The following is a 26,872-nucleotide window of genomic DNA, read 5'->3' on the forward strand; positions in this document are numbered from 1 at the left end:
GACAAGAAGAATGCCACTCGCCGGGAAAGGCATGCTGCTGACGTCGATGAATATCGACGCAGCCGATGAAGACGATTTCAACCGCTGGTACGATCGCGAGCATCTGGAAGAGCGCGTCGCGATCGAGGGTTTCCTGGAGGCGCGGCGCTATGTCGCGCATGCCGCCAATCCCAAATATCTCTCGCTGTACTCGACGGAAACGATCGACGTGCTGGACAGTCCCGCCTATCGCGCGCGGCTCGCCAATCAGACCGAATGGTCACGGCGGTCCATGGCGCGTTTCAAGGACATGCTGCGCGTCGTGGCGCGCATCACGCTCAGCAAGGGCACCGGCCGGGGCGCTGCGCTCGGCCTGGTGCGGCTGCGTCCCACCGCGGACAATGCGGCCGCGTGGCGTGACGCACTGCAAGACAAGCTGGCGCCGCAAGAGCGTGACGGCATCATCTCGATGCACCTGCTCGAAAGCGAGCCGGAATTGTCCGGCGCAAAGGCGGACATGCCCGCGATCCGCAACGAAGGCGCGCGCGACTGGTTCGTGCTGATCGACGGCACCCATGTCGGCGCGGTCTCGGCCGTGATCGCCGAACGCTTCACCGGCCCAGCGGCTGCGCCCTTCCCACCCCCCGTCTCCGTCGGCACGTACAGCCTGATGTGGGACCTCGCGAAGAGCGACATCGCGCAGAGTTGACGCACTCGCGCGCATCGCAACATGCTGCACCGCACGCGCATCACGCGCCGCCGTTAATGCTGTGCGCGCTTGGCTCCCATGAAAGCCGGTGATCCCGCAAATTTGCCGTTGTACTTCGGAGCCGTTCTAATAAGCTAACCCAATGACGTCATTCAGAAACCAGATCGAAGCGCGTTAAGCGCTCGCCATGCTCACAAAAAAAGGCCGCGGGGTCTTTGGGCCTGCGCGGACAGGGTAGGAATGAAACCGACCGATATCGCGGCCCCCGACTACTTTCATAAAGTGGTCGATTGCCAATGGGCCTGTCCTGCACACACTCCGGTTCCCGAATACATCCGACTGATCGCACAAGGCCGCTACAGCGACGCCTACATGATCAATTGGAAATCGAACGTGTTTCCCGGCATCCTGGGACGCACCTGCGATCGTCCGTGCGAGCCGGCGTGCCGGCGCGGACGCGTCGAGGAAACCCCCGTCGCGATCTGCCGCCTGAAGCGCGTCGCCGCCGACTTCAAGGACGACATCAAGCAGCGCCTGCCGAAGCCCACGGCGAAGAACGGCAAGCGCGTCGCGTTCGTCGGCGGCGGTCCCGCTTCGCTGACGGTGGCGCGTGACCTGGCACCGCTCGGCTATCACTGCACCGTGTTCGACGGCGATCCCGAAGCCGGCGGCATGATGCGCACGCAGATCCCGAAATTCCGCCTGCCCAATTCCGTCATCGACGAGGAGACCGGCTACATCCTGGGCCTCGGCGTCGACTTCAAAGGCGGTCACCGCATCGAGAGCATGAAGGCGCTGCTCGCGGAGAAGTACGACGCGATCTTCGTCGGCTCCGGCGCGCCGCGCGGCCGCGAGCTCGACATTCCCGGCCGCAAAGAGGCAGCCGGCAACATCCATATCGGCATCGAATGGCTGGCCAACGTGTCGTTCGGCCATGTCGACAAGATCGGCAAGCGCGTGATCGTGCTCGGCGGCGGCAACACTGCGATGGATTGTTGCCGCACCGCGCGTCGTCTCGGCGGCGAAGAGGTGAAGGTCGTGGTCCGCTCCGGCTTCGAGGAGATGAAGGCCTCGCCCTGGGAGAAGGAGGATGCGCTCCACGAGGATATTCCGATCCTCAATTTCATGGTCCCCGTCGCCTTCGTTCACGACAATGGCAAGCTCACCGGCGTCACCTTCCAGAAGGTGAAGGCCGAATACGACGCCAAGGGCCGCCGCAACCTCGTTCCCTCCGGCGAGCCGGACCAGACCATCGAATGCGACGACATACTGGTCGCGGTCGGCCAGGAGAACGCCTTCCCCTGGATCGAGCAAGATTGCGGCATCGAGTTCGACAAATGGCACATGCCCAAGGTCGATCCCAAGACATTCGTCTCGACCAATCCAAAGGTGTTCTTCGGCGGCGACGCCGCGTTCGGCCCGAAGAACATCATCTGGGCGGTGGCGCACGGCCACGACGCCGCGCTGTCGATCCACAAGATGCTGTCGGGTGAGGACATTACCGAACGTCCGCTGCCGGACGTGCATGTCTCGTCGCAGAAGATGGGCATCCACGAATGGAGCTATGACAACGACATCTCCGTCGACAAGCGCTACAAGGTGCCGCATCGCGACAAGGTGATCGCGCTGAAGGATATCCGCGCCGAGGTCGAGCTCGGCTACGACGTCAAGCTGGCGCTCGGCGAGGCCGAACGCTGCCTGAACTGCGACGTGCAGACCGTGTTCTCGACCTCGCTCTGCATCGAGTGCGATGCCTGCGCCGACATCTGCCCGATGGATTGCATCACCTTCACCGACAACGGCGAAGAAGGCGATCTGCGCCAGCGGCTCAAGGCACCTTCGGCGCATCCCGACCAGGACCTTTACGTCTCCTCGGACCTCAAGACCGGACGCGTGATGGTCAAGGACGAGGACGTCTGCCTGCATTGCGGCCTGTGCGCCGAACGTTGTCCCACCGGCGCCTGGGACATGCAGAAATATTTCATCGAGATGACCCACGCAGGTTCGACATGTCCGACAAAAAGCCGATCAGCAGCGTAAACGACTTCGTCGTCCGTTTCGCCAACGTCAACGGTTCGGGCTCGGCCAGCGCCAACGAGATGTTCGCGCGCGCGATCCTGCGTCATGGCGTGCCGGTGTCCCCCCGCAACATCTTCCCCTCCAACATCCAGGGCCTGCCGACCTGGTACGAGGTGCGGGTGACCGAAGAAGGCCATCTCGGCGCCCGCGGCGGCGTCGACATGATGGTCGCCATGAATCCGCAGACCTGGGACAAGGACGTCGCCGGCATCGAGCCGGGCGGCTATCTGTTCTACGATTCCACCAAGCCGATGCCGTCGACCAAATTCCGCGACGACATCACCGTGATCGGGGTGCCCTTAACCGCCATCACCAACTCGACCTACACCGATCCGCGCCAGCGCCAGCTGTTCAAGAACATCATCTATCTGGGCGCTCTCTCGGCGCTGCTCGACATGGACCCCAAGCTGATCGAGCAACTGATCGGCGAGCAGTACAAGGGCAAGGAGAAGCTGCTCTCCTCCAACGTGCATGCACTGCATCTCGGCCGCGACTGGGCGCTGCAGAATTTGAAATGTCCGATCGGGCTGCGGGTGAAGAAATCCGACAAGGTCGGCGACCGCATCTTCATCGAGGGCAACAGCGCCGCCGCGCTCGGCGCCGTCTATGGCGGCGCTACGGTGTGCGCCTGGTATCCGATCACGCCGTCCTCGTCGGTGGCGGAGGCCTTCACCGCGCATTGCAAGAAGTACCGGCACGACCCTGAAACGGGCAAGGCGAAATACGCCATCGTGCAGGGCGAGGACGAGCTCGCCTCGATCGGCATCGTGATCGGCGCCTCCTGGAACGGCGCCCGCGCCTTCACCGCGACCTCCGGCCCCGGCATCTCCTTGATGACCGAGTTCATCGGCCTCTCCTATTTCGCGGAGATTCCGGCCGTGATCATGAACATCCAGCGCGCCGGCCCCTCGACGGGGATGCCGACCCGCACCCAGCAATGCGACATCATCGCCTGCGCCTATGCTTCGCACGGCGATACCAAGCACGTGCTGCTGTTCCCGGAAGACCCGGCCGAAGCCTTCGAATTCGCGGCGGCCGCCTTCGATCTCGCCGAGCGGCTGCAGACCACGATCTTCCTGATGCTCGATCTCGACATCGGCATGAACCACCGGCTCTGCCGCCCGCTGAAGTGGGACGATGCCAAGCAATATGACCGCGGCAAGGTGATGACCGCGGCGATGCTGGAAGAGGGCCGCGACTTCGGCCGCTATCTCGATGTCGACGGCGACGGCATCCCCTACCGCACCTATCCCGGCACGCATCCGACCAAGGGCTCCTACTTCACTCGCGGCACCTCGCGTGATCGCTATGCGCGCTACTCCGAGGAAGGCTCGGTTTACGCCGACAACATGCAGCGCCTGATGCGGAAGTTCGAGACCGCGCAGGACCTGGTGCCACGGCCATTGCAGGCCAATGCAGAGCGGCCGACCAAATACGGCGTGATCTATTTCGGCTCGACCTCGCCGGCGATGGACGAGGCGATCGGCCTGCTGGAAGCGCGCGGGCATCAGCTCGACCGGATGCGCATCCGCGCCTTCCCGTTCCACTCGAGCGTCGCAAGCTTCCTCGCCGAGCACGACTTCGTCTATGTGGTCGAGCAGAACCGCGACAGCCAGCTGCGCCAGCTCATTGTCAACGAGAACGGCATCGACCCGGTGCGTCTGGTGCCGATCGTGCATTATGACGGCTCGCCGATCACCGCCCGTTTCATCGCAAAAGCCATTGGCGACCACCAGGATCACCTCAAGGTGACCCCGCTCCGCAAGGCCGTGTCATGACCTACATCGCAAAACCGAAATTCCATCATCCGGGCCTCAAGAAGAACGAGCTCGGCTACACGCATCGCGACTACGAGGGCAAGATCTCGACGCTGTGCGCGGGCTGCGGCCACGATTCGATCACCGCCTCGATCATCGAGGCCTGCTACGAATTGTCGATCGAGCCGCACCGGGTGGCAAAGATCTCCGGCATCGGTTGCTCCTCGAAGACGCCGGACTATTTCCTCGGCAATTCGCACGGCTTCAACTCCGTGCATGGCCGCATGCCATCAGTGCTGACGGGCGCCAACCTCGCCAATCGCGACCTGATCTATCTCGGCGTGTCCGGCGACGGCGATTCCGCCTCGATCGGCTTCGGCCAGTTCGCGCATTCGATCCGGCGCGGCGTCAACATGACCTATATCGTCGAGAACAACGGCGTCTACGGCCTGACCAAGGGCCAGTTCTCGGCGACCGCCGACCGCGGCTCGAAGAGCAAGAAGGGCGTCACCAACACCGACAACGCCATCGACCTCGTCGCGATCGCGCTGCAGCTCGGGGCCACCTTCGTCGCGCGCTCGTTCTCGGGCGACAAGACCCAGCTGGTGCCGCTGATCGCCGCCGCGATCCGCCACAAGGGCGCGTCCTTCATCGACGTCATCAGCCCCTGCATCGCCTTCAACAATCACGCCGGCTCGACCAAGAGCTTTGATTATGTCCGCGAGCACAATGACGCCGTGAACCGGCTCGATGTGCTGGTCGGCCGCGATCCCATCGCCGTCGATTACGCGCCCGGCACGGTGCAGATGGTCGAGCAGCATGACGGCAGCAAGATCGCGCTGCGCAAGATCGACGCCGATTACGATCCGCATGACCGGCTCGGCGCCCAGACCTTCCTCGCGAAGCACGCCGCCAAGGGGCAGATCGTCACCGGTCTCCTCTACGTCGACCCCGACGCGGAAGATCTGCACGAGCACCTCAACACGGTCGAGACGCCGCTCAACTCGCTGGAGGCCGACACGCTGTGTCCGGGCTCGGCCGTGCTGGACAAGATCAACGCCAGCCTGCGGTAATCATTTGTTCCGCGCCGAGGCCGGCGACCTGACGCGGATCGTAATCTTCTCCGACACGATCGGCGGTTGAAACGGATAGTGCTTGGCGTCGCCGAGCACCAGCTGGAGCGTGTGCGTGCCCGGCGCAAGCTCAAGCATGGTTTCGGTCTGCCCTGCGCCGAAATGCAGGTGCGACTTGTCTTGCGGGATCGGCTCATTCGGATCGATGGGGTCGTTGACGTCGACCAGCAGATGATGATGGCCGGCGTTCTGGTAGTCGTCGCCAGCATGCGTCACACCCATGTTACGCAAGCCGAACCGGACCCAGACCCCACCGCGAACCTTCTGCCCGTCATGCGGCGTGATGAAATAGAGCTTGGCGTCCTTGGGCGCAGCCTTGCCCTGCGAACAGGCCACGCCCGGTAGCAATGCGATCGCGACTACCAGCGCGACACAGCCAATGATCTTCATCAAACTTACTCCAGCACTTACGGACTGAGTGCGACACGGAATCCATGTGTAGGGTAACGAACATTAGTGTCGTAACCATCGCGGTTTGACGGCCGCACATATCTCGAATCGTTCTTCCAGGACCCCGAGCGCAAGACATGAGAGCTGCAGTCGCCGCTGCTCCATGCCGAGCCGTCACCCGGCGCGCCCTGATAGGTCTTATGCCAGCAGTCCTCGACCCACTGATCGATGCCGCCGCCCATGTCATAAAGCCCGAATGGATTGGGCCTGAAGCTGCCGACCTTGGCCGGCTGCTCGGCCGCAAGATCACCGCAATCCTTGCACCCGGCCATGCCCGGCTGGAGCTTGTCGCCCCACCAGTATTTGGTCTGCGTTCCGCCGCGCGCCGCATATTCCCATTCGGCTTCGCTCGGAAGGCGGTAAGGCTTCTTCGTCGTCTGCGCGAGCCAGGCGGCATATTGTTGCGCATCGGCCCAGCTCACGTTGCTGACGGGGGCATCGTCCTTGCCGGTGGCCGTGAATCCGCACGCCCCGGCGGCGGCGCACTCGTTCCACTCCCGCACTGTTACCGGAAATTTTCCGATCGAGAACGGCTTGACCGCGACCTGGTGGACAGGTCGTTCGGTCGGGTCGTCATTGTTTCCCATCGCGAAGCTTCCGCCGCGAATGGCGATCATCTCGGGTTCGCGAGGCGGCGTCGCCGATGGGCTGGGCGCCGGCGCCGGCGACGGCGAGGGAGGGGCGGAAGCCAATGATGGGGAGGGTTGTGGCGTCTGCGTCGCTGCCTCCTGCGGCAGCGCGGCCGGGGCGGCGGTGGGCGTGGCGGCCTGCTCGTTGATCCTGCCGGGCTGCACCAGCAAATACCAGAGCACGCCGGTCGCGATAATCAGCACCGTGATGGCCAAAAGGAAGATAAGGGTATTTTCGCGCCGCCCTCGCGTCCTGCCGACCGCATCTGCATCCGGCAGCACGCGATAGACACGCACCGGATCGGTGATGTTCTTGACTTTGCGGTCTCCGAGCGACTCATAGCCGCACACCACCTTGTGCTTGATCTGCTCGTAGATCGCGCCTGAGATGTAAACCTGACCAGGCTCCGCAATGCCTTCGATACGTGTGGCGATATTGACGCCGTCGCCGTAGATATCGTCCGGCTCCACGATCACGTCGCCGAGATTGACGCCAATCCGGTATTCGAGCCGCGAATGCTTTGGGAGCGAGGCATTGCGGCCGATGAGGTTCTGCTGGATCACGATGCTGCAGCGAACGGCCTCAACAGGGCTGTCGAAGATGGCGATGAAGCCATCGCCCGTGGTCTTCACCAGACTTCCATGGTGCTCGATGATGCTGGGCTGGATGATATCGCGCTCGATCCGCTTGACGCGAACATGCGTTCCCTCCTCGTCCGCTTGCATGATGCGGCTGTAGGAAGCGATGTCGCCGACAATGATCGCTGCGAGACGGCGAGGCATGGGGCCGTGTGGCGGCGGCTCATCCTGATTGCCGGATCTGAAGTTGCGAATTTCGCCCATGCGGGGGACTCCACACGCTTACAAGGCAGCCCCAGCTTACGACTGCCAAAGGCGGCCGTCTGTGAACGCTACCACATTGTCGAACCGAGACAATGTCGTAGCCATCGCCGACATCGGGTTCCGGAGAAATCAAGGAGTGCATCAGTTGAACCTTCTTGGTGCCATCAATGACTAAGGCCAGGCCTGAGACGACGGCCCGAGTTCGTGCCGGGATAGTCGCGCGGGTGACCGTGCCGAAGGCCTGAACGCAGTGCGCTGGCGCAGCGACTAATGGCAGGCCTGCGCCGCCCTGCCGCGGCGGGCTATTGCCGCCAAGCGCCCGGTGCGATCATGAAGCTTGCTCTTGTCCTCCCGCTTGCCCTTGCCGCATTCATCAGCGCCGCCCAGGCCGAGGAAGGCGACGACATCCGTGAGGCCAGCAAGGCTGAAGCCGAGACCTTCAATGCGCGCATGTATGCGGGCGCCCCCGGCGCAAAAGCCTATGCCTGCTTCGTCCGCCGCTACGATGCCGACCATCTTGCGCGGCATCCGAAGCAGAAGGTCGCCTCGATGAAGCTGTTGATCTCGGCGGAGCTGGACAAGGAGGACAAGGAGCTGCACAACTCCTTCCGGCTCGGCTTCAGGTACCGGCATCGCTCCGGCGACTTCGATTCGAGCGGTTCGTGCAATCACGCTGTGTTCACCAAGGGCGGCAACGAAGTCCGCCTGGGTTGCGGCGTCGACTGCGAGGGCGGCGGCATCGGCGTTGCACTCTCGAAGGACGACAGGTCGGCGATCGTGCGGCTCGAGCGCGTCAGGGTCTGGCAGAACAACAAGCCGGACGACGACGCCGAGCGATCGCTCGTCGGCGGCGCCGACGATAGGATTTTCCGGCTCGATCGCACCGATACCAGCGAATGCGCTTCGCTGGTGACCGACCGCAAGGAACTCGCGGCACTGCGCCACAAGTGATATTCCTTCGGCAAAGTTGGACCCAGTCGAGGGAGATCGCCATGAACCGCCGGAACATCCTGTGGAGCGCCGTCTCGGCGCTGGGCGCAGCGTTCGGCGCCTCGCGTGCGCAAGCCGCGACGGAAGCGGGCGCGGGCAACAAGCTGAAAGTGGTCTATCACCTCAGCGACGCCGAGAAGGTCAACTTCGTGCTCGGCAACATCCAGAACCACATCGACGGGGTCGGTGGCCCCGAACACGTCACGATCGCGCTGGTGATCCACGGTCCGGCGCTGAAAGCATTTCATGCTGGCCAAGCCAACCCCGATCTCAGCAAGCGGATCGGCGAATTCTCCAAGGACGGCGTCGAGCTCGCCGCCTGCGGCAACACGATGAAGGCGCAGAACGTCACGCTGAAGGAGCTGCTGCCGGGCTTCGTCAGCGCGGAGAAGGGCGGCGTGGTTCGTTTGGCCGAGCTGCAGTCGCAGGGGTATCTGTACTTGCGGCCGTAGGGCGGCGCCACGACGCTCCATGACGTCCGATGCCCCTTGACTTACCCATAACTCCACGGTTATGCATCAATCCATAACTACAAGGTTATGGATTTCCATGTCCCCCGCCCCCGATATCCTGTTCAGGACGCTCGCCGACCCCACGAGGCGGGCGATCTTCGAGCGGCTGTGCCGCGAGGGCGAGCAGACGGTCGGGGCATTGACGGTGCGATCCGGCGTTTCGCAGCCGGCGGTCTCAAAACATCTCGGTGCGCTGAAGCAGGCCGGCCTGGTGCGCGACCGCCATGAGGGACGCCAGACCCATTACAGCGCCCAGCCCGGCGCGCTCGATCCGCTGGTCGATTGGACCAGCCAGATGGCCGGCTTCTGGCAGAAGCGGCTCGACGCGCTCGATGATCTCCTGAAGAGGATGGACCAATGACTGAAGCCTCAAGCCAGACGCGCTCCGTGGTCGTCGAACGCGAATTCGCGTTTCCGGCCGAACGGCTCTGGCGCGCGCTGACGCAGCCGCATCTGATCGAGGACTGGCTGATGAAGAACGACTTCAAGCCCGAGGTCGGTCATCGCTTCAATCTGCGCGGCGAATGGGGCGGCGTGCTGGACTGCGAGGTGCTCACCCTCGAGCCGCAGAAGAGTCTCGCCTACACCTGGAATTTCTCGCATGAGGATGCCGCCTTCGACCTCAGAAGCGTCGTCACCTTCACGCTGACGCCGACCAGCAGCGGCACGCATCTGCGCGTCGAGCAGGCGGGCTTCAGCCCGACACAGAAGCAGGCTTTTGGCGGCGCGCAGGCCGGCTGGAAGCAGTTTTTGGCAAAACTGGACGAGGTGCTGGCGCGAGGAGCCTAGCTCTCCGCCCGCGTCTATTTCCGAACATTTTCAAGAGAGGACCTAATGAGCACGCAGATGTGGATACGGCAAATTCATCGTTGGCTGTCGATAGCTTTCACGCTTGCGGTCATCGCCAACATCGTCGCCATGATCATGCAGCTCCAGGCCGTGTGGATCGGCTTCCTGGCGCTCGTGCCGCTGATTCCGCTGCTCGCGACAGGGCTGTATCTGTTCGCGCAGCCCTATCTCAGCCGCAGCAACGCGTGAGGCGAGAGCATGAAAAAGACCGTGACCGCGAAGAAGGCCGGCGCGTCGGACGCGAATGGAGCCTCCCCCTCCAAGCTGATCGACGGCAGGATCAAGGAGCTCGGAGACTGGCGCGGCGACATGCTGGCGCGGGTCCGCGGCCTGATCAAGGAGGCCGCCCCTGATGTCGTCGAGGAATGGAAATGGCGCGGCGTTCCCGTGTGGGAGCATGACGGCATCATCTGCACCGGCGAGACCTACAAGGAAGTGGTGAAGCTGACCTTCGCCAAGGGCGCGGCGCTCGATGACCCCTCGGGCCTGTTCAATTCCAGCCTCGACGGCAATGTGCGGCGCGCGATCGATATTCGCGAGGGCGAGAAGGTCAACGAGAAGGCGTTGAAGGCGCTGATCCGCGCGGCGGTGGAGCTGAATGCGAGCAAGGCGAAGAAGAAGCCGGTGAAGCGATCGGGATAGAAGCGCGCGGTGGTGGCGCGAAGCGCCGGATGTGGTTCTGTCAACACGGAAATTGCGGAGCGATCCCCCTCACCCCAGTGCGCTCGCATTTACCGGAGTCGCTGCCCTCTCCCACAAGGGGCGAGGGCACATCAACGCGCCGCTGTATTGCTCACATCGGCAGGCCCTCACGCCACCGCGGCTGCGATCGGGCGCGGGCTGACCACGTATTCGCGGAGGACCTTGTCGTTGGCGTCGACCTCGATCAGCGCGACGTCGTAGGTCCAGAGATCGGCGAGGTGCTGCAGCACGCGCTTGGCGTCGGTCTCGTTGAGCTGCGAGCCCTTGATGACGTGGTGATGCAGGATCAGGCGGCGGTCGCCGGAAAGATCGACGTCGACCACCTCGATATTGGCGTCGATGTAGCCGACATCGTGCTGCCGTGCCAGCTCGCGGCGGACGCGGCGGAAGCCGCGCTCGTCATGGATGGCGTCGACGCGGATGCCGGCACGTTCCTCCGGATCGTCGTGCAGATGGAACATGCGGAAGTGCCGCATCAATTTCGGGCTCAGGAACTGGCCGATGAAGCTTTCGTCGCGGTAGTTGGCCCAGACGTCGCGCAGCACGCCCATCACGTCGCCCTTGCCGGCGATGTCGGGGAACCACTCGCGGTCCTCGTCTTCCGGCTTGGTGACGATCCGCTCGATGTCCTGCATCACGGCAAAACCGAGCGCGTAAGGGTTGAATCCGGAGAACCGCCGGTCGTCGAATTCGGGCTGGAACACCACGTTGGTGTGCGAGCCCAGGAATTCGAGGAAATTGCCGTCGCTGATGCGGCCCTGCTCGTGCAGCTTGGTCATGATGCGATAGTGGACGTAGGTCGCCGTCCCCTCGTTCATCACCTTGGTCTGGCTCTGCGGATAGAAATATTGCGCGATGTGGCGGACGATGCGCAGCAACTCGCGCTGCCACGGAGCCAGGCGCGGCGCGCTTTTTTCCAGGAAGTAGAGCAGGTTTTCCTGCGGCAGCCCGAGCAGCTTGCGGCGGCGCTCGATGCTGAGCGCGGACCGGCTCTTGGCGGCGCCCTTGGGGACGGTGCGCCAGAGGTCGTTGAACACCTCCTCCTCGTGCTGGCGGCGGCGCCCTGCCCGCTTCTCCTCGACGCGCAAATCCAGCTTCTTCTTGCCGGGATAGCGGTCGATGCCGTGCGACATCAGCGCGTGTGCGGCGTCCAGCGTGCGCTCGACCTCGACGCGGCCGTAGCGCTCCTCGCATTGCATGACGTAGGTCTTGGCGAAGTCGAGATAATCCAGGATGCCGTCGGCGTCGGTCCACTGCTTGAACAGGTAATTGTTCTTGAAGAAGTGGTTGTGGCCGAAAGCGGCGTGCGCGATCACCAGGGTCTGCATCGTCGCCGTGTTCTCCTCCATCAGATAGGAGATGCAGGGCGAGGAGTTGATCACGATCTCATAGGCGAGCCCCATCAGGCCCTTGCGATAGGACGCCTCGTGATACGCGAATTGCTTGCCGAAGGACCAATGCTTGTAGAACAGCGGCATGCCGACCGACGAATACGCGTCCAGCATCTGCTCGGCGGTGATCACCTCGATCTGGTTCGGATAGACGTCGAGCCCGAGATCCTTCAACGCCACCGCCTCGCAGGCATCGGTGATGCGCTGCAATGTGTGGAAATCCCAATCCGCGCCTTCGAACAATCGTTCCGTCATGGAGCGGCCTTCTCCTGGGCAGTTTCGCGGCGCTGGAACAGATCGTGGAACACCGGAAAGATCTCGCTGCGCTCGGAGACCTTGCGCATCGAGAGCGGTGCGCCGCCGTTGCGCAGGCGCTCATAGAGGGTCCAGAGCGAGGAGTCGGAGAGATCGAAGGCGCTGCCGCCGGACTCCCCGACCTCGAGATAGGCAAAGAACTGGCAGACCGGCAGGATCTTGTCGGTCAGCAGCATGCCCGTCAGCTCGCCATCGGAATAGGAATTGTCGCCGTCGGAGGCCTGCGCGGCATAGATGTTCCAGTCCGACGGGTTGAAGCGCTCGCGCACGATCTCGTGCATCGCCTGCAGCGCGCTGGAGACCAGCGTGCCGCCCGAGGCCGGGCCGTAGAAGAAGGTCTGCTCGTCGACCTCCTCGGCGCGGTCGGTGTGGCGGATGAAGACGATCTCGACATGCTTGTAGCGGCGCTTCAGGAACACGTAGAGCAGCATGTAGAAGCGCTTGGCGAGATCCTTCATGTGCTCGGACATCGAGCCGGAAACGTCCATCAGGCAGAACATCACCGCCTGCGCCACCGGCCGCGGCACCTTCTCGTAGCGGCGATAACGGATGTCGAGCGGGTCGATGAAGGGAATGCGCTTCGATTTCGCCTTCAGTTTTTCGAGCCGAGCCACCAGCTCCACGCGCTCGTCCTCGTCGGTGCAGGCGGCGATCGCGGCCTCCAGCTCCTCGATCTCGTCCTTGCTGGGACGCTTGAGCGCGATGCGGCGGGCGAGCGCGAGCTTCACCGTCCGGCTCACCGAGATGTTGGCGGGCGAGCCCGAGGTGGTGTAGCCGGCGCGCTGGATGCCCTCGCTCTCGGTCTGCGCGATCTTGCGCTTCGCGAGATCCGGCAGCTCGAGATCGTCGAGGAAGAGATCGACGAACTCGTCGCGGGAGAGCACGAAGCGGAACGCATCCTCGCTGTCGCCTTCACCCGGGCCGGAATCCTTGGCGCTGCCCTGGCCGGAGCGCTGCAGATAGTCGCCCTCGATGAACTTCTTGTTGCCGGGCAGCACCATGTCGCGCGTGCCGCCTTCGCGGCGAAAGCGCGGCTCGTGCATGCCGTCGAGGGGAATCGTGACTTCGCCCCCCTCCAGGACGTCCTTGATGTCGCGTTCCTGCGAGGTCTTTTTGACGGCGCCCTGCACCAGGGATTTGGCCCGACGCAAGAACCGCTGGCGGTTCTCAAGACTCTTGCCGCCTGGATTCAGGCGCCTGTCAATAATGTGAATGGGCACTTTACCATTCGCCTCCCATCCGCCTCAACCGGCCTGCTTCACGCGCATGTACCATTCGACGAGCCGGCGCACCTGACGCTCGGTGTAGCCACGCTCCACCATGCGAGCAACGAACTCGCCATGCTTCTTCTCCGTTTCGCCGTCCTTCTTCGACCCGAAGGAGATGACCGGAAGCAGGTCCTCGACCTGGGAGAATATCCTCTTTTCGATCACGTCGCGAATCTTCTCGTAGGAGGTCCAGGTCGGATTCTTGCCGCCGTTCTGGGCCCGCGACCGTAACGAGAATTTGACCACCTCGTTGCGGAAGTCCTTGGGGTTGGCGATGCCCGCCGGCTTCTCGATTTTCGTCAGCTCCTGGTTCAAAAGCTCGCGATCGAGCAGCTGGCCGGTGTCGGGATCCTTGAAGTCCTGGTCCTCGATCCAGGCGTCGGCATAGTCGACGTAGCGATCGAACAGGTTCTGGCCGTAATCCGAGTAGGATTCCAGATAGGCCTTCTGGATCTCGTTGCCGATGAACTCGGCATAACGCGGCGCCAGATCCGCCTTGATGAATTCGAGATAGCGCTTCTCGACTTCCTCCGGCAGCTGCTCGCGGCGGATCGACTGCTCCAGCGCGTACATCAAATGCACGGCGTCGGCGGCCACCTCCTGCGGGTCGTGGTTAAAGGTCGCGGCCAGGATCTTGAACGCGAAGCGGGTCGAGACGCCGTCCATGCCCTCGTCGACGCCGGCGGCGTCGCGATATTCCTGGACGCTGCGCGCTTTCGGATCGGATTCCTTCAGGCTCTCGCCGTCGTAGACCCGCATCTTGGCGAACACGGTGGAATTCTCGTGCTTGCGCAGGCGCGACATCACCGAGAACCGTGCCAGCGTCTCCAGCGTCGACGGCGCGCAAGGCGCCGAGGCCAGCTCGGAACCCTGAATCAGCTTCTCGTAGATCTTCTGCTCTTCCGTGATCCGCAGGCAGTAAGGCACCTTGATCACGCAGATGCGGTCGATGAAGGCTTCGTTGTTCTTGTTGGACTTGAAGCTCGCCCACTCGGCTTCGTTGGAGTGCGCGAGGATCACGCCGGTGAACGGGATCGCGCCGATGTTCTCGGTGCCGATGTAGTTGCCTTCCTGCGTCGCCGTGAGCAGCGGGTGCAGCATCTTGATCGGGGCCTTGAACATCTCGACGAACTCGAGCACGCCCTGGTTGGCGCGGTTGAGGCCGCCGGAATAGCTGTAGGCATCGGGATCGTTCTGCGCGTAGGTCTCGAGCTTGCGGATGTCGACCTTGCCGACCAGCGAGGAGATGTCCTGGTTGTTCTCGTCACCGGGCTCGGTCTTGGCGATTGCGATCTGGCGCAGCCGCGACGGCTGGATCTTGGCGACCCGGAACTGGGAGATGTCGCCGCCGAAGGCTTCCAGCCGCTTGTAGCACCACGGGCTCATCAAGCCGGTGAGACGCCGGCGCGGGATGCCGTATTTCTCTTCCAGCATCGGGCCGAGCTGATCGGGATCGAACAGGCTGAGCGGGCTCTCGAACACCGGGGAGAGTTCATCGCCGGCCTTGAGCACGTAGATCGGATGCACTTCCATCAGCGACTTCAGCCGCTCGGCGAGCGAAGACTTGCCGCCGCCGACCGGTCCGAGCAGATAGAGGATCTGCTTGCGCTCCTCGAGGCCCTGCGCCGCATGCCGGAAGAAACCAACGATGCGCTCGATCGTTTCTTCCATGCCGTAGAAGCCGGCGAAGGCCGGATAGGTCCGGATCGTGCGGTTCAAAAAAATACGGCCAAGGCGTGGGTCCTTGGCCGTGTCAATCGTCTGAGGTTCACCGATCGCTGCTAGCAGTCGTTCGGCCGCGTTCGCGTATTTCATGGGATCGCTTCGACACGATTCCAGATATTCCGCCATCGACATGTCGTGCTGGCTTCTCGCCTCGAACGACCGAGCGAAAGCGTTGAATAGAGAATCGTTGTACATGATCCCTCTCCGCGTGAGTTCCGCTACAAGCTGAAACGAAAGCAGTTACCGGACCGTTCCTCAGGCCGTTTCGAATCAGCGTGAGCACATGACGATCATTGGACACCCGGGTGCCAACACGACGCAACGCACAACGTAGGCACTCGTTGAGTTACGAACAGGCACATGCCCGTAATTTGTGCGAATCTCTGTCTATATTGGCTCATTTCCAAGAAATGTCACTCGGTCGCAACATCCGGGCGTTACCGGGGATGCGTTCATCCGGCGTTGCAGCATAGCGATCCCGGCGGCGATCTTATGACGCTTGTACGGCGAAGCCTTGGGCACCGCCTTGAGCATCGCCTTGGGTGCCGCGTTCATCTTCCTGCTGCAATGCGGTGCGCGGCGTGCTGGCTGCGTGCGCGTCGCGGCAAGCACGCAGCACTGTATCAAAATCGGCCGCCAGGCCCTCTGCCCGGATGACGATACGATCGTTCTGCGCATGACGGGCCAGGTTGCGCATGCTGCGGAGGTGCCGCTGCAAGTCCGGCGTCGGCGTCAGCACGATCATCTCGCGGCCGCGACACTCTTCGGCAGAAATCCGTGCGATCGAATCCCACGGCAGAAATTCATTGCCGAGCCGGAGATCGCGGATGCCGTAGCGATTGACGATGAGAACCGGGCCCCGCTCGGTGGGAAGCATCCAGATCAGCCGGATCGTCACCAAGGCGAACACCACGACGCCGGCATATCCGACCATCGTGTTGTAATCGCCAAGACCATCCCACCAGTGGAAGGCAAGGGTCGCACTGAGCAGGGTCATCGCAAAGCCCGCCGCAACCAGCAGTCGCAGCAAGGTCCTACATGGGCTGATTTCGAGATCCTGCGATCCGTCGACGGATCCGGCCTGCGCGCCCGGCGGCGCACTATTGGCGACGGCGAACGCCATGCCTTCATGACTAGCGTGCATGCTTTCCCCCAGCATGGCCATTTGCGACCGAGCTATTCACCAGATGCACTGGAATCAGCCGATGGCATCCGCACAGCCACTGGTTGATAGCGAAGCGGCCGACATTACGCAACCAGACTTGACGCAACCAGACTTGGCCGAACTTTCGGCCAACGACTTTTTACGCAACCCAAAGATTACGCAACCCAAGGACTTTTTCGCAACAACCCTGCTGCCGCCCGGATCGCCATGATCGCGACGGAGTTACACTGGAGGGTATGACGCCTGTACCCTTGATTGGTTCCCTCCCGGGAGCATGTAAGCTAGAGGATAGCGCGTCAGGACCGGCGCGGAAACCCCTCGCCCGCAGGCTTGGAGATAAATAAGCATCATGAATCCCGTCAAAGAACTGGAAAAGCACGGACAAGCCGTCTGGCTGGACTTCCTGGCCCGTGGCTTCATCGCCAAGGGCGACCTGAAGCGGCTGATCGACACCGATGGCGTCAAGGGCGTCACCTCCAATCCCTCGATCTTCGAGAAGGCGATCGGCAGCTCCGACGAATACGATGCCCCGATCGGCAAGGCGCTGAAGCGCGGCGACCGGACCGTGGCCGATCTGTTCGAGGCCGTCGCGGTCGAGGACATCCAGGCTGCCGCCGACGTGCTCCGCCCGGTCTATGACCGCCTCAAAGGCGGCGACGGCTATGTCAGCCTGGAAGTCTCGCCCTATCTCGCCATGGACACATCAGGCACGGTCGCTGAAGCACGGCGGCTCTGGAAGGACGTTGGTCGCAAGAACCTGATGGTGAAGGTGCCGGCAACGCCCGAGGGCCTGCCGGCGATCGAGACGCTGATCGGCGACGGCATCAGCATCAACATCACGCTGCTATTCTCCAAAGCGGTCTACCTCCAGGTGGCCGAAGCCTATATCGCCGGCCTGGAAAAATACGTCGCCGGCGGCGGCGATCCCTCGCATGTCGCGAGCGTGGCGAGCTTCTTCGTCAGCCGCATCGACTCCGTGGTCGACAAGCAGCTCGACGAGAAGATCGCCCGCGCCAACGACCCGTCCGAGAAGGAGCGGCTCGCCGCGCTGAAGGGCAAGGTCGCGATCGCCAACGCCAAGGTTGCCTACCAGGATTACAAGCGCCTGTTCTCGGGCCCCCGCTGGGACAAGCTCGCCGCCAAGGGCGCCAAGCCGCAGCGCATGCTGTGGGCCTCGACCGGCACCAAGAACAAGGATTACAGCGACGTCCTCTATGTCGAGGAGCTGATCGGCCCCGACACCATCAACACGGTTCCGCCGGCGACGCTGGATGCGTTCCGCGACCACGGCAAGCCGCGCGACAGCCTGGAGGAGAACGTCGACGACGCAAGGCGCGTGCTCGAAGAGCTGGAGCGCTCCGGAATCTCGCTCGACGCCATCACCGAGGAACTGGTCAAGGACGGCGTCAAGCTGTTCGCCGACGCCGCCGACAAGCTCTACGGCGCCGTCGCCCACAAGCGCGCGACCGTGCTCGCGCCCGCGCTCGATCGTCAGGAGCTCTCGCTCGGCGACGGCCTTGGCAAGGCCGTAGCCAAGAGCACCGAGGAATGGCGGGCGTCCGCCAAGATCCGCCGGCTGTGGCAGCGCGACAAGTCGGTCTGGACCGGCACTGATGAGGACAAATGGCTCGGCTGGCTCGACAGCGCGGCCAAGGCCGACGTCGCCGATTACGAGGATTATGCGGGCCGCGTGAAGGGCCAGAAATTCTCCGACGCCGTCGTGCTCGGCATGGGCGGATCGAGCCTCGGCCCCGAGGTGCTGGCCGAGACCTTTGGCAAGAAGCCCGGCTTCCCGAAGCTGCATGTGCTTGATTCCACCGATCCGGCGCAGGTGCGGGCGATGGAGGCGAAGATCGACATCGCGAGCACCGTGTTCATCGTCTCGAGCAAGTCGGGCGGCACCACCGAGCCGAACGCGATGAAGGACTATTTCCACGAGCAGGTTGCCAAGGCGGTGGGTGCGAAGGTGAAGACCGGCCATCGCTTCATCGCGGTGACCGATCCCGGCTCGTCGCTGGAGAAGGCCGCCAAGAAGCTGAACTACGCCCGCATCTTCCATGGCGAGCCCTCGATCGGCGGCCGCTATTCGGTGCTGTCGCCGTTCGGCCTGGTGCCGGCGGCAACCGCCGGCATCGACGTCAAGACCTTCGTCAAGCATGCGCTCGCGATGGCCCGCTCCTGCGGGCCGGACGTTCCGCCGAGCGAGAACCCCGGCGTGCAGCTCGGCCTCGCCATGGGTCTCGCCGGCCTCGAAGGCCGCGACAAGGTGACGATCCTGGCCTCGAAGAAGATCGCCGATTTCGGCGCCTGGGCCGAGCAGCTCATCGCGGAATCGACCGGCAAGGAAGGCAAGGGCCTGATCCCGATCGAGGGCGAGCCGCTGGGCGATCCCGCGGTCTACGGCAACGACCGGTTCTTCATCGACATCCGCATCGAAGGCGAAGCGGACGCCGCCCACGATTCCAAGCTCGCCGCGATCGAAGCGGCCGGCCATCCCGTGGTGCGCATTGCCATGAAGTCGATCGACCATCTCGGCCAGGAATTCTTCCGCTTCGAGATGGCGACCGCGGTCGCTGGCTCGATCCTCGGCATCAACCCGTTCGACCAGCCGGACGTGGAAGCGGCCAAGATCAAGACTCGCGAGCTGACGGCGTCGTTCGAGAAGACCGGCGCGCTGCCGGAAGAGCAGCCGGTGGTCAGTACTGATGAGGCCGATCTCTATACCGACGAGGCCAACGCCACGGCGCTGCGCGCCGCCGGCGCCAATGGCGATCTCGCCTCCTGGCTGAAAGCGCATCTGTCGCGCTCGGGCGATGGCGACTATGTCGCCCTGCTCGGCTATGTCGCGCGCGACAAGGCGACAATCGACGCGCTCCAGGCCATGCGGCTCGAGGTGCGCGAGAAGCGGCATGTCGCAACCTGCGCCGAGTTCGGGCCGCGCTTCCTGCACTCCACGGGGCAGGCTTACAAGGGCGGGCCCGACAGCGGCGTGTTCCTCCAGATCACGGCCGACGATGCCAAGGACCTCAAGGTGCCGGGCCAGAAGGCCAGCTTCGGCGTGATCAAGGCGGCGCAGGCGCGCGGCGATTTCGACGTGCTCACCGAGCGTGGCCGGCGCGCGTTGCGCGTCCACCTCAAGGGCGGGCTCAAGAAGGGTCTTGCCGCTCTCAATGCGGCGCTCACCGACGCGCTCACTTAAGGAATATCGCCAATGCAACTCGGCATGATCGGCCTCGGCCGGATGGGCGGCAACATCGTTCGCCGCCTGATGCGCCACGGACATTCGACCGTGGTTTACGACAAGGACGCCAAGGCCGTGGCCGGCCTTGCCGCCGACGGCGCAGTCGGCTCGGCGACGCTCGAGGAGTTCATCTCGAAACTCGAGCGTCCCCGCACGGCCTGGGTGATGCTGCCGGCCGGCCACATCACCGAAACGACGATCGACACGATCGCCGGCGTGATGCAGGAAGGCGACGTCATCATCGACGGCGGCAACACCTTCTGGCAGGACGACGTCCGCCGCGGCAAGGCGCTGAAAGCCCGTGGCATCCACTATGTCGACGTCGGCACCTCCGGCGGGGTCTGGGGCCTCGACCGCGGCTATTGCATGATGATCGGCGGCGAGAAGCAGGTGGTCGACCGGCTCGACCCGATCTTCGCCGCGCTCGCGCCCGGCGCCGGCGACATTCCGCGCACCGAGGGACGCGAGGGACGCGATCCCCGCATCGAGCAGGGTTACATCCATGCCGGCCCCGTCGGTGCCGGCCACTTCGTCAAGATGATCCACAACGGCATCGAATACGGCCTGATGCAGGCCTATGCCGAAGGGTTCGACATTCTCAAGAATGCCAACATCGAGGCCCTGCCGGCGGACCATCGCTACGATTTCGATCTCGCCGACATTGCGGAAGTGTGGCGGCGCGGCTCGGTGATCCCGTCCTGGCTGCTCGACCTCACCTCGACCGCGCTCGCCGACAGCCCCCAACTCGCCGAATATTCCGGCTTCGTGGAAGATTCCGGCGAGGGACGCTGGACCGTGAATGCCGCGATCGACGAGGCCGTGCCGGCTGAAGTGCTGACCGCGGCGCTCTACACACGTTTCCGTTCCCGTCGGGAACACACCTTCGCCGAAAAAATTCTCTCCGCGATGCGCGCGGGATTCGGCGGCCACAGGGAGCCGAAGCAGCCGGGCGCTGCGAAGTCGAAATAGCAAGTAGCGAAGCGAAGGCCAACAATTCGTGACAAAAGACCCGCAAGCCAAGCGCAAGCCGGAAAATTGCGCCTTCGTCATCTTCGGCGTGACCGGCGACCTCACCCATCGGCTGGTGATGCCATCGCTCTACAATCTCGCCGCCGAGCACCTGCTGCCTGAAAAGTTCTGTGTCGTCGGCGTGGCCCGCAAGAGCCAGTCGGATGACGAGCTGCGCGACAGCCTGATGAAGGGCCTGCGCAAGTTCGCGACGCGGCCGGTCGACGACGACATCGCAAAGCAGCTGCTGCAATGCGTCACCTTCGTCGAGGCCGATCCGAAGGACCCGCCGTCGTTCGACCGCTTGCGCGAACACCTGGATTCGCTGGAATGCGCGCAGGAAACCGGCGGCAACCGCCTGTTCTACCTGGCCACGCCGCCGGCCGCGTTCGCGCCGACCGCGCGTGAGCTCGGCCGCACCGGCATGATGAAGGAGAACGGCGCCTGGCGCCGCCTCGTGATCGAAAAGCCGTTCGGCACCGATCTCGCTTCGGCCAAGGCGCTGAATGCCGAGCTTTTGAAGATCATGGACGAGCACCAGATCTACCGGATCGATCATTATCTCGGCAAGGAGACGGTGCAGAACATCCTGGTGCTGCGCTTCGCCAACGGCATGTTCGAGCCGATCTGGAATCGCAACCACATCGACCATATCCAGATCACGGTGGAGGAGAAGCTCGGCGTCGGCCATCGCGGCGGCTTCTACGATGCCACCGGCGCGCTGCGCGACATGGTGCCGAACCATCTGTTCCAGCTGATGTCGCTGGTCGCGATGGAGCCGCCGGCACGCTTCGACGCCCATTCGGTCCGCTCCGAAAAGGCGGAGGTGCTTACCTCGATCCAGCTGCCGAGCCGGGAGGATGCGCTGAAAAACTCGGTCCGCGCGCAATATCTCGCAGGCCGCGTCGGCGACGAGGATGTCCCGGACTACCGCAAGACCGAGGACGTCAAACCCGGCAGCACCACCGAGACCTTCGTTGCGCTGAAGCTGATGATCGACAATTGGCGCTGGGCCGGCGTCCCCTTCTATTTGCGCACCGGCAAGGCGCTCGGCCACAAGCGCACCGAGGTCGCGATCAAGTTCAAGCAGGCGCCGTTGTCCATGTTCTCGGGGACCGACGTCGACCGCCTGTCGCAGAATTTCCTCACCATCGGTATCGCGCCGAGCGAAACCATCGAGCTTCAGTTCAACGCCAAGATCCCGGGACCGAGCATCACGATCGACGGCGTCGAGATGAAATTCAAGTACGGCGACTATTTCCAGGCCGATCCCTCGACCGGATACGAGACGCTGATCTACGACTGCATGATCGGCGACAACATCCTGTTCCAGCGCGCCGACGGCATCGAGGCCGGATGGCAGGCGGTGCAGCCGTTCCTGGACGCCTGGAAGAGTGAAGGCACCAACGGCATCGAGACCTATGAAGCCGGCAGCGACGGGCCAAAATGCGCCGACGAGCTGCTGCGGCGCGACGGGCGAAGCTGGCGGAAGTTCTCGTGATGGCCGCAGCGGGCCAGCCGAAGCTGATCGTCGCGGCCGACGCCGCAGCCCTGGCGCAGGCCGCGGCCGAGCGGGTGATGGCACGGATCGCGGCCAATCCCGGCCGCATCGCGATCTGCCTGACCGGTGGCTCCAGCCCGAAGAAGCTCTATCAATTGCTTGGCAGCGATGCATATCGCGACAAGATCCCGTGGGAGCGCGTGCATTGGTTCATCGGCGACGAGCGTTTTGTCGGCGAGAGCGACCCCCTCAACAACATGGCGGTGGCGCGCGCGACGTTTCTCGATCGCAATGCAGCCTCGAGCCACATCCACCCGATTCCGACCGGGACTGAATCTCCCGAGGAAAGCGCCGAAGCCTACGCGCGCGAGTTGCAGGCCTTCTACGGCTCTGGACGCCTCGATCCGTCGCGTCCGCTGTTCGACATGGTCCTGATGGGCGCGGGCCCGGACGGCCACACAGCTTCGCTGTTTCCCGGCTTCCCCGAGATCGAGGAGAGCGAGCGCTGGGTCGTCGGGGTGCCCAAGGCCAATGTCGCGCCTTTCGTGCCGCGAGTCTCGCTTACCCTGCCCGTCCTTGCGTCGTGCTACGAAATGCTGTTCGAGATGGCCGGGCACGACAAGCAAGCGATCTTGACGCGCCTCCTCAATGGCGAGACTCTGCCGGCGTTACGCGCGCGCTCGAAGGGTGAGACCGTCTGGCTGGTCGACCAAGCCGCGCTTCCGGAGGGTATTCGTGGCGGGCGTTGAAGCACCTTGTGCATTGATCGTGATGGGCGTGTCGGGGTCGGGCAAGAGCACGATCGCGGCAGCGCTCGGCCAGCGGCTCGGCTGGCGCTTCGAGGACGGCGACAGCTTTCATCCCGCCAGCAATGTCGAGAAGATGCGCGCCGGTCACCCGCTCACCGACGGGGACCGCTGGCCCTGGCTCAACGCCATCGCCGACGAGATCGCGCGGGTTTGCGACGAGGGCGAGCACGTCATCATCGCCTGCTCGGCGCTGAAGCACACCTACCGCGACGTGCTGCTGCGCGGACGCGACGACGTCCGCTTCATCTTCCTGAAGGGCACGAAAGAGCTGATCGCCGAGCGGCTCGCCCAGCGCAAAGGCCATTTCATGCCGCCGGGGTTGCTGACGAGCCAGTTCGAGACGCTGGAGCCGCCGGAAGCCGGCGAGCACGTCATCACCGTTTCGATCGATGAAACGGTCGAAGCGATCGTGGACGGCATCGTACGGCAGTTGAAGCTGGGCGGGGCGAAGCGCTGAGACCTGAAAAACCTGAAGGTTCTGCCATGACGCAAATCTCACTGGTCGTGTCCGACGTCGACGGCACGCTGCTGACCAAGGACAAGACCCTGACCGAGCGCGCAACAAGCGCAGTGCAGCGGTTGCACAAGGCCGGCATCGGCTTCACCATCACCTCCAGCCGTCCCGCCATCGGCATGCGCTTTTTGATCGAGCCGCTGGCGCTCTGGTTGCCGGTCGGTCCGTTCAACGGCTCCTCGATCGTCGATCCCGAGATGCGGCCGGTCGAGCAGCACCTGATCCCGGCCGGCGCGGCCGAGCGCGCCTTGCAGATCCTTCGCGAGTTCGGCGCCGATATCTGGCTCTTCACCACCGACAAATGGCTGATCGATAATCCCGGCGGCAAATACGTCGCGCATGAGCAGCACACGATCCGCTCCGATCCCACCATCGTGACGGATTTCTCGCCGTATCTCGCCAATGCCTGCAAGATCGTCGGCGCCAGTGCCGACGCCGCCGGGCTCGAACGTTGCGAAAAGGCGATGCAGGAGGCGCTCGGCAGCAAGGCCACTGCGGTGCGCTCGCAGACCTATTATCTCGACATCACCCCGCCCGGCTTCAACAAGGGCACGTTCGTCGAGGCGATGGCCAAGCGGCTCGGCATCGCGACCAGCGCCGTCGCCACCATCGGCGACATGCAGAACGACCTCGCGATGTTCGCCGTCAGCGGCACCTCGATCGCGATGGGCAATGCCACCGACAACGTCAAGGACCAGGCGACCCACGTCACCGCGAGCAACGAGCAGGACGGTTTTGCGGAAGCGATGGAGATGATATTGAAGCGGAATGGGGTGGGTTGAGTGGCCGGTGCGATCTCGCCCGGCGAACATCTCTCCTTGCTGGACGACGGCGCGCAGCTGTTACGGCAGGCGCTGAGATCGGATCGATTGCATCAGCTCGGGGAAATCCTGTCCCATCTGCCGCCCGATCAAGCCGGACTGAGGCTGAGAGGCGTGGAAGGCCTTCCGCCGTTCCTGGCCGCGAGCGGGGATATCGGCCGCTGTGCCGCGTCCGTACTCGGAGAGACCTGTCGTCCGGTCAGGGCAATCCTGTTCGACAAGACAGCCGCAACCAACTGGGCACTGGGCTGGCACCAGGACCGCACCATAGCCGTGAGGGCGCGCGTCCCAGTCGACGGCTTCGAGACCTGGAGCGTCAAGAGCGGCATGCAGCACGTCGAGCCACCCTTTGCGCTGTTGTCAGGCATAGTGACCTTGCGGGTTCATCTCGATCCGGTCCCGGCCGGCAATGCACCCCTCTTGATCGCGCCGGGATCCCACAAGCTCGGACGGATTGCCGAGGAGGATGTGAGAGACGTCGTCCGGCGCTGCGGCACCGTCGCGTGCCTTGCTGAGCCCGGCGATATCTGGCTCTATGCGACCCCCATTCTCCATGCATCGGACGCTGCGACCAAGCCTATGCATCGGCGTGTCCTGCAGGTCGATTTTGCCGTGGGAGAGCTTCCCGGCGGGCTGGAATGGCTCGGCGTCTAGTCTAAATCATTACTTCGACCGCTGCATCGCCGGCTTCTCGCTCTTCTCCCTTGCCGCCGACAGATTGTGTGCGGTGTTGATCAGCGCGATGTGGGTCAGCGCCTGCGGGAAATTTCCGGTCTGGCGCCGGGCGACTGAATCATATTCCTCGGCCAGGAGACCAACGTCATTCGCGATGCCGGCCACGCGATCGAGCAAGGCTTGCGCCTTGTCGAGATCGCCCGCCAACACATGGGCATCGGCCAGCCACAATGTGCAGGCCAGGAACGCACCTTCGAGCGGCGGCTGGTCCGCGGGCAACTCGCGCGGATCGTGCCTCAGCACGAAGCCGTCGCGCATCAGGCGTGTCTCGACAGCCGTGATAGTGCCGCGGATGCGCGGATCGTCCGCCGGCAGAAAACCGACGGCCGGCAGCAGCAGCACGGATGCATCGAGTAGCTTCGCGCCATAGGATTCGACGAAGGCGTTTTCCTCGGCGTCAAATCCCCTGTTGCAGACATCGCGATGAATGGCCTCGCGCAAGGTGCGCCAGTGCAGCAGCGGCGCCTTGAAGCCGAAGGTCTCGGCGCTCTTGATGCCGCGGTCGAAGGCGACCCAGGTCATGACCTTGGAGAAGACGTAGTGCCTGGGCTCGCCCCGGCGCTCCCAGATGCCGTGATCGGGCCGGTCCCAGACCTCGGCGAGATGATTGAGCACGGCGCATTCCAGCGCCCATGTCGTTTCATCGTCGAGCTTGAGCTTGGCCATGCGCGACTGGTGGAATGCGTCGATCAATTCGCCGTAGACATCGAGCTGAAGCTGCGCATGCGCGGCATTGCCGACGCGCACCGGCTTTGCGCCCTCATAGCCGTCGAGCCAACCGGCCTCCCATTCCAGGAGCCGCCGCTGGCCCCAGATGCCGTACATGATCTGCATGTTCGCCGGCGAGCCTGCGGCGGCGCGCAGCAGCCAATTGTGCCAGGCCAGGGCTTCCTCGGTGTAGCCCGAGTTCATCAGCGCCAGCAGCGTGAAGGTAGCATCGCGCAGCCAGCAGAAGCGGTAGTCCCAGTTCCTGCTGCCGCCGAGCTTTTCCGGCAGTGACGTGGTCGGTGCTGCGACGATGCCGCCGGTCGGGCCGAAGGTCAGCGCCTTCAGCGTGATCAGCGAGCGCATGATGAGGTCGCGATAGTCGCCGTCGCGGGTGCAATGGCCGCACCAGTCCTTCCAGAACTCCTCGGTGTCCCGGAGCGCGATCTCGGGATCGATCGGTGCGGGCGGCTCGAGATGCGAGGGGCCGTAGGTCAGGACGAACGGCACGGTCTCGCCTGCCCTTACCTCGAAATCGGAGACCGTGGTCAGATCCTCGCCGCGGGTCTCGACCGGCGTGCGCAGCACCGTCATGTCCTGGCCGGCAATGGCCATCAGCGAATGGTCGATCCGCCGTACCCAGGGAATGTCGATGCCGAAGCCGAAGCGGATGACGAGCTCCATCCGCATCTTCACTGAGCCCTCGATGCCGCGCACCAGCCGGACGATGTCCGACGCCTTGCCGCGCGGCGGCATGAAGTCGATCAGCGCGATGGCGCCGCTCTTGGTCTCAAAACGCGTTTCGAGGATGAGGGTATCGCCGAGATAACGTCGCGATGTCCTGATGACGTCCTCGTTCGGCGCGATCAGCCAGCGGCCGTTCTTGTGGGTGCCGAGGATGGCGGCAAAGCAGGCGTCGGAATCGAAGGCCGGCCAGCACAGCCAATCGATTGAGCCGTTGCGCCCGACCAGCGCGGCGGTCTCGCAATCGCCGATCAGCGCATAGTCTTCGATCTTCTGTGACAATGTCGTGCGAGCCTGA

Annotated in this window: 25 protein-coding genes; 18 read left to right on the top strand and 7 right to left on the bottom strand. The window is 63.7% G+C overall.

What is annotated here, in order from left to right:
• Window positions 1-10: 10 nt before the first annotated feature.
• From ML401_RS28730 to ML401_RS28745, 4 genes are all read left to right on the top strand, one after another.
• On the top strand, window positions 11-688 hold the full coding sequence (locus ML401_RS28730; RefSeq protein WP_211416190.1) for a DUF4286 family protein: 678 nt from the start codon (window positions 11-13) through the stop codon (window positions 686-688).
• A 240-nt stretch (window positions 689-928) separates the two neighbouring features.
• The gene (locus tag ML401_RS28735) at window positions 929-2,728 is read left to right on the top strand and encodes an FAD-dependent oxidoreductase (protein WP_259216892.1); all 1,800 of its coding nucleotides are present in this window, start codon (window positions 929-931) and stop codon (window positions 2,726-2,728) included.
• Window positions 2,698-4,545, top strand: a complete 1,848-nt coding sequence (locus tag ML401_RS28740; RefSeq protein ID WP_211416188.1) for a 2-oxoacid:acceptor oxidoreductase subunit alpha — start codon at window positions 2,698-2,700, stop codon at window positions 4,543-4,545. The genes ML401_RS28735 and ML401_RS28740 overlap by 31 nt, the downstream gene beginning before the upstream one ends.
• A complete protein-coding gene (locus ML401_RS28745) occupies window positions 4,542-5,597 on the top strand; it encodes a 2-oxoacid:ferredoxin oxidoreductase subunit beta (protein WP_211416187.1) in 1,056 nt (351 codons plus the stop codon). The genes ML401_RS28740 and ML401_RS28745 overlap by 4 nt, the downstream gene beginning before the upstream one ends.
• Here ML401_RS28745 and ML401_RS28750 read toward each other — a convergent pair whose 3' ends face one another.
• Entirely contained in the window at window positions 5,598-6,047 is a 450-nt protein-coding gene (locus tag ML401_RS28750; RefSeq protein WP_211416186.1) for a DUF4399 domain-containing protein, read from the bottom strand.
• 17 nt (window positions 6,048-6,064) lie between these two features.
• Window positions 6,065-7,579 (bottom strand): SUMF1/EgtB/PvdO family nonheme iron enzyme, encoded by a 1,515-nt coding sequence (locus tag ML401_RS28755; RefSeq protein ID WP_211416185.1) that lies wholly within the window; start codon window positions 7,577-7,579, stop codon window positions 6,065-6,067.
• A 330-nt stretch (window positions 7,580-7,909) separates the two neighbouring features.
• On the opposite strand from ML401_RS28755, the gene ML401_RS28760 reads away from it, so the two are divergent.
• The 6 genes from ML401_RS28760 to ML401_RS28785 all read left to right on the top strand — a co-directional run bounded on the left by ML401_RS28760 (window position 7,910) and on the right by ML401_RS28785 (window position 10,572).
• On the top strand, window positions 7,910-8,530 hold the full coding sequence (locus ML401_RS28760; protein WP_211416184.1) for a hypothetical protein: 621 nt from the start codon (window positions 7,910-7,912) through the stop codon (window positions 8,528-8,530).
• Window positions 8,531-8,571: 41 nt separating this feature from the next.
• Window positions 8,572-9,021, top strand: coding sequence for a DsrE family protein (locus ML401_RS28765; protein WP_194404064.1), 450 nt, complete (start codon window positions 8,572-8,574; stop codon window positions 9,019-9,021).
• A 97-nt stretch (window positions 9,022-9,118) separates the two neighbouring features.
• Window positions 9,119-9,442, top strand: a complete 324-nt coding sequence (locus ML401_RS28770) for a helix-turn-helix transcriptional regulator (RefSeq protein ID WP_194404065.1) — start codon at window positions 9,119-9,121, stop codon at window positions 9,440-9,442.
• Entirely contained in the window at window positions 9,439-9,870 is a 432-nt protein-coding gene (locus ML401_RS28775; RefSeq protein WP_194404066.1) for an SRPBCC domain-containing protein, read from the top strand. The genes ML401_RS28770 and ML401_RS28775 overlap by 4 nt, the downstream gene beginning before the upstream one ends.
• 45 nt (window positions 9,871-9,915) lie before the next feature.
• Window positions 9,916-10,119, top strand: a complete 204-nt coding sequence (locus ML401_RS28780; protein ID WP_285807709.1) for a hypothetical protein — start codon at window positions 9,916-9,918, stop codon at window positions 10,117-10,119.
• A 9-nt stretch (window positions 10,120-10,128) separates the two neighbouring features.
• Window positions 10,129-10,572 (top strand): DUF1801 domain-containing protein, encoded by a 444-nt coding sequence (locus ML401_RS28785; protein ID WP_194404068.1) that lies wholly within the window; start codon window positions 10,129-10,131, stop codon window positions 10,570-10,572.
• Between the two features lie 167 nt (window positions 10,573-10,739).
• Here ML401_RS28785 and ML401_RS28790 read toward each other — a convergent pair whose 3' ends face one another.
• From ML401_RS28790 to ML401_RS28805, 4 genes are all read right to left on the bottom strand, one after another.
• Complete coding sequence (locus tag ML401_RS28790; RefSeq protein ID WP_194404069.1) at window positions 10,740-12,278, bottom strand: SpoVR family protein; 1,539 nt, start codon at window positions 12,276-12,278, stop codon at window positions 10,740-10,742.
• The gene (locus ML401_RS28795) at window positions 12,275-13,552 is read right to left on the bottom strand and encodes a YeaH/YhbH family protein (RefSeq protein WP_211416608.1); all 1,278 of its coding nucleotides are present in this window, start codon (window positions 13,550-13,552) and stop codon (window positions 12,275-12,277) included. Before ML401_RS28795 ends, ML401_RS28790 begins: the two co-directional genes overlap by 4 nt.
• A 30-nt stretch (window positions 13,553-13,582) precedes the next feature.
• Window positions 13,583-15,526 carry a PrkA family serine protein kinase gene (locus tag ML401_RS28800; protein WP_194404070.1) on the bottom strand — a complete coding sequence of 648 codons (1,944 nt, stop codon included), beginning with the start codon at window positions 15,524-15,526 and terminating at the stop codon, window positions 13,583-13,585.
• Between the two features lie 295 nt (window positions 15,527-15,821).
• Window positions 15,822-16,496, bottom strand: a complete 675-nt coding sequence (locus ML401_RS28805) for an STM3941 family protein (RefSeq protein WP_212067232.1) — start codon at window positions 16,494-16,496, stop codon at window positions 15,822-15,824.
• A 40-nt stretch (window positions 16,497-16,536) separates the two neighbouring features.
• Between ML401_RS28805 and ML401_RS28810 the strand changes: the two genes are divergently transcribed.
• From ML401_RS28810 to ML401_RS28845, 8 genes are all read left to right on the top strand, one after another.
• Entirely contained in the window at window positions 16,537-16,707 is a 171-nt protein-coding gene (locus ML401_RS28810; protein WP_212067233.1) for a hypothetical protein, read from the top strand.
• 138 nt (window positions 16,708-16,845) lie between these two features.
• Window positions 16,846-19,695, top strand: a complete 2,850-nt coding sequence (locus tag ML401_RS28815; RefSeq protein WP_285807710.1) for a bifunctional transaldolase/phosoglucose isomerase — start codon at window positions 16,846-16,848, stop codon at window positions 19,693-19,695.
• 12 nt (window positions 19,696-19,707) lie between these two features.
• Window positions 19,708-20,706: a phosphogluconate dehydrogenase (NAD(+)-dependent, decarboxylating) gene (gene gnd, locus ML401_RS28820; protein WP_259216882.1), complete on the top strand. Its 999-nt coding sequence runs from the start codon at window positions 19,708-19,710 to the stop codon at window positions 20,704-20,706.
• A gap of 28 nt (window positions 20,707-20,734) precedes the next feature.
• Window positions 20,735-22,246, top strand: a complete 1,512-nt coding sequence (zwf, locus tag ML401_RS28825; protein WP_285807711.1) for a glucose-6-phosphate dehydrogenase — start codon at window positions 20,735-20,737, stop codon at window positions 22,244-22,246.
• Window positions 22,246-22,995: a 6-phosphogluconolactonase gene (gene pgl, locus ML401_RS28830; protein ID WP_285812765.1), complete on the top strand. Its 750-nt coding sequence runs from the start codon at window positions 22,246-22,248 to the stop codon at window positions 22,993-22,995. Before zwf ends, pgl begins: the two co-directional genes overlap by 1 nt.
• Window positions 22,982-23,512: a gluconokinase gene (locus tag ML401_RS28835; protein ID WP_285807712.1), complete on the top strand. Its 531-nt coding sequence runs from the start codon at window positions 22,982-22,984 to the stop codon at window positions 23,510-23,512. Before pgl ends, ML401_RS28835 begins: the two co-directional genes overlap by 14 nt.
• Window positions 23,513-23,538: 26 nt before the next feature.
• Window positions 23,539-24,351 (top strand): HAD family hydrolase, encoded by an 813-nt coding sequence (locus tag ML401_RS28840; RefSeq protein ID WP_285807713.1) that lies wholly within the window; start codon window positions 23,539-23,541, stop codon window positions 24,349-24,351.
• Complete coding sequence (locus ML401_RS28845) at window positions 24,352-25,044, top strand: phytanoyl-CoA dioxygenase family protein (protein WP_285807714.1); 693 nt, start codon at window positions 24,352-24,354, stop codon at window positions 25,042-25,044. It abuts the gene before it with no gap.
• Window positions 25,045-25,053: 9 nt separating this feature from the next.
• On the opposite strand, the gene ML401_RS28850 is transcribed toward ML401_RS28845, so the two are convergent.
• Window positions 25,054-26,856: a glycoside hydrolase family 15 protein gene (locus tag ML401_RS28850; protein ID WP_285807715.1), complete on the bottom strand. Its 1,803-nt coding sequence runs from the start codon at window positions 26,854-26,856 to the stop codon at window positions 25,054-25,056.
• Window positions 26,857-26,872: the final 16 nt, after the last annotated feature.

Origin of the sequence: Bradyrhizobium sp. 62B (genome assembly GCF_030272265.2) — a bacterium.
Classification (GTDB): Bacteria; Pseudomonadota; Alphaproteobacteria; order Rhizobiales; family Xanthobacteraceae; genus Bradyrhizobium.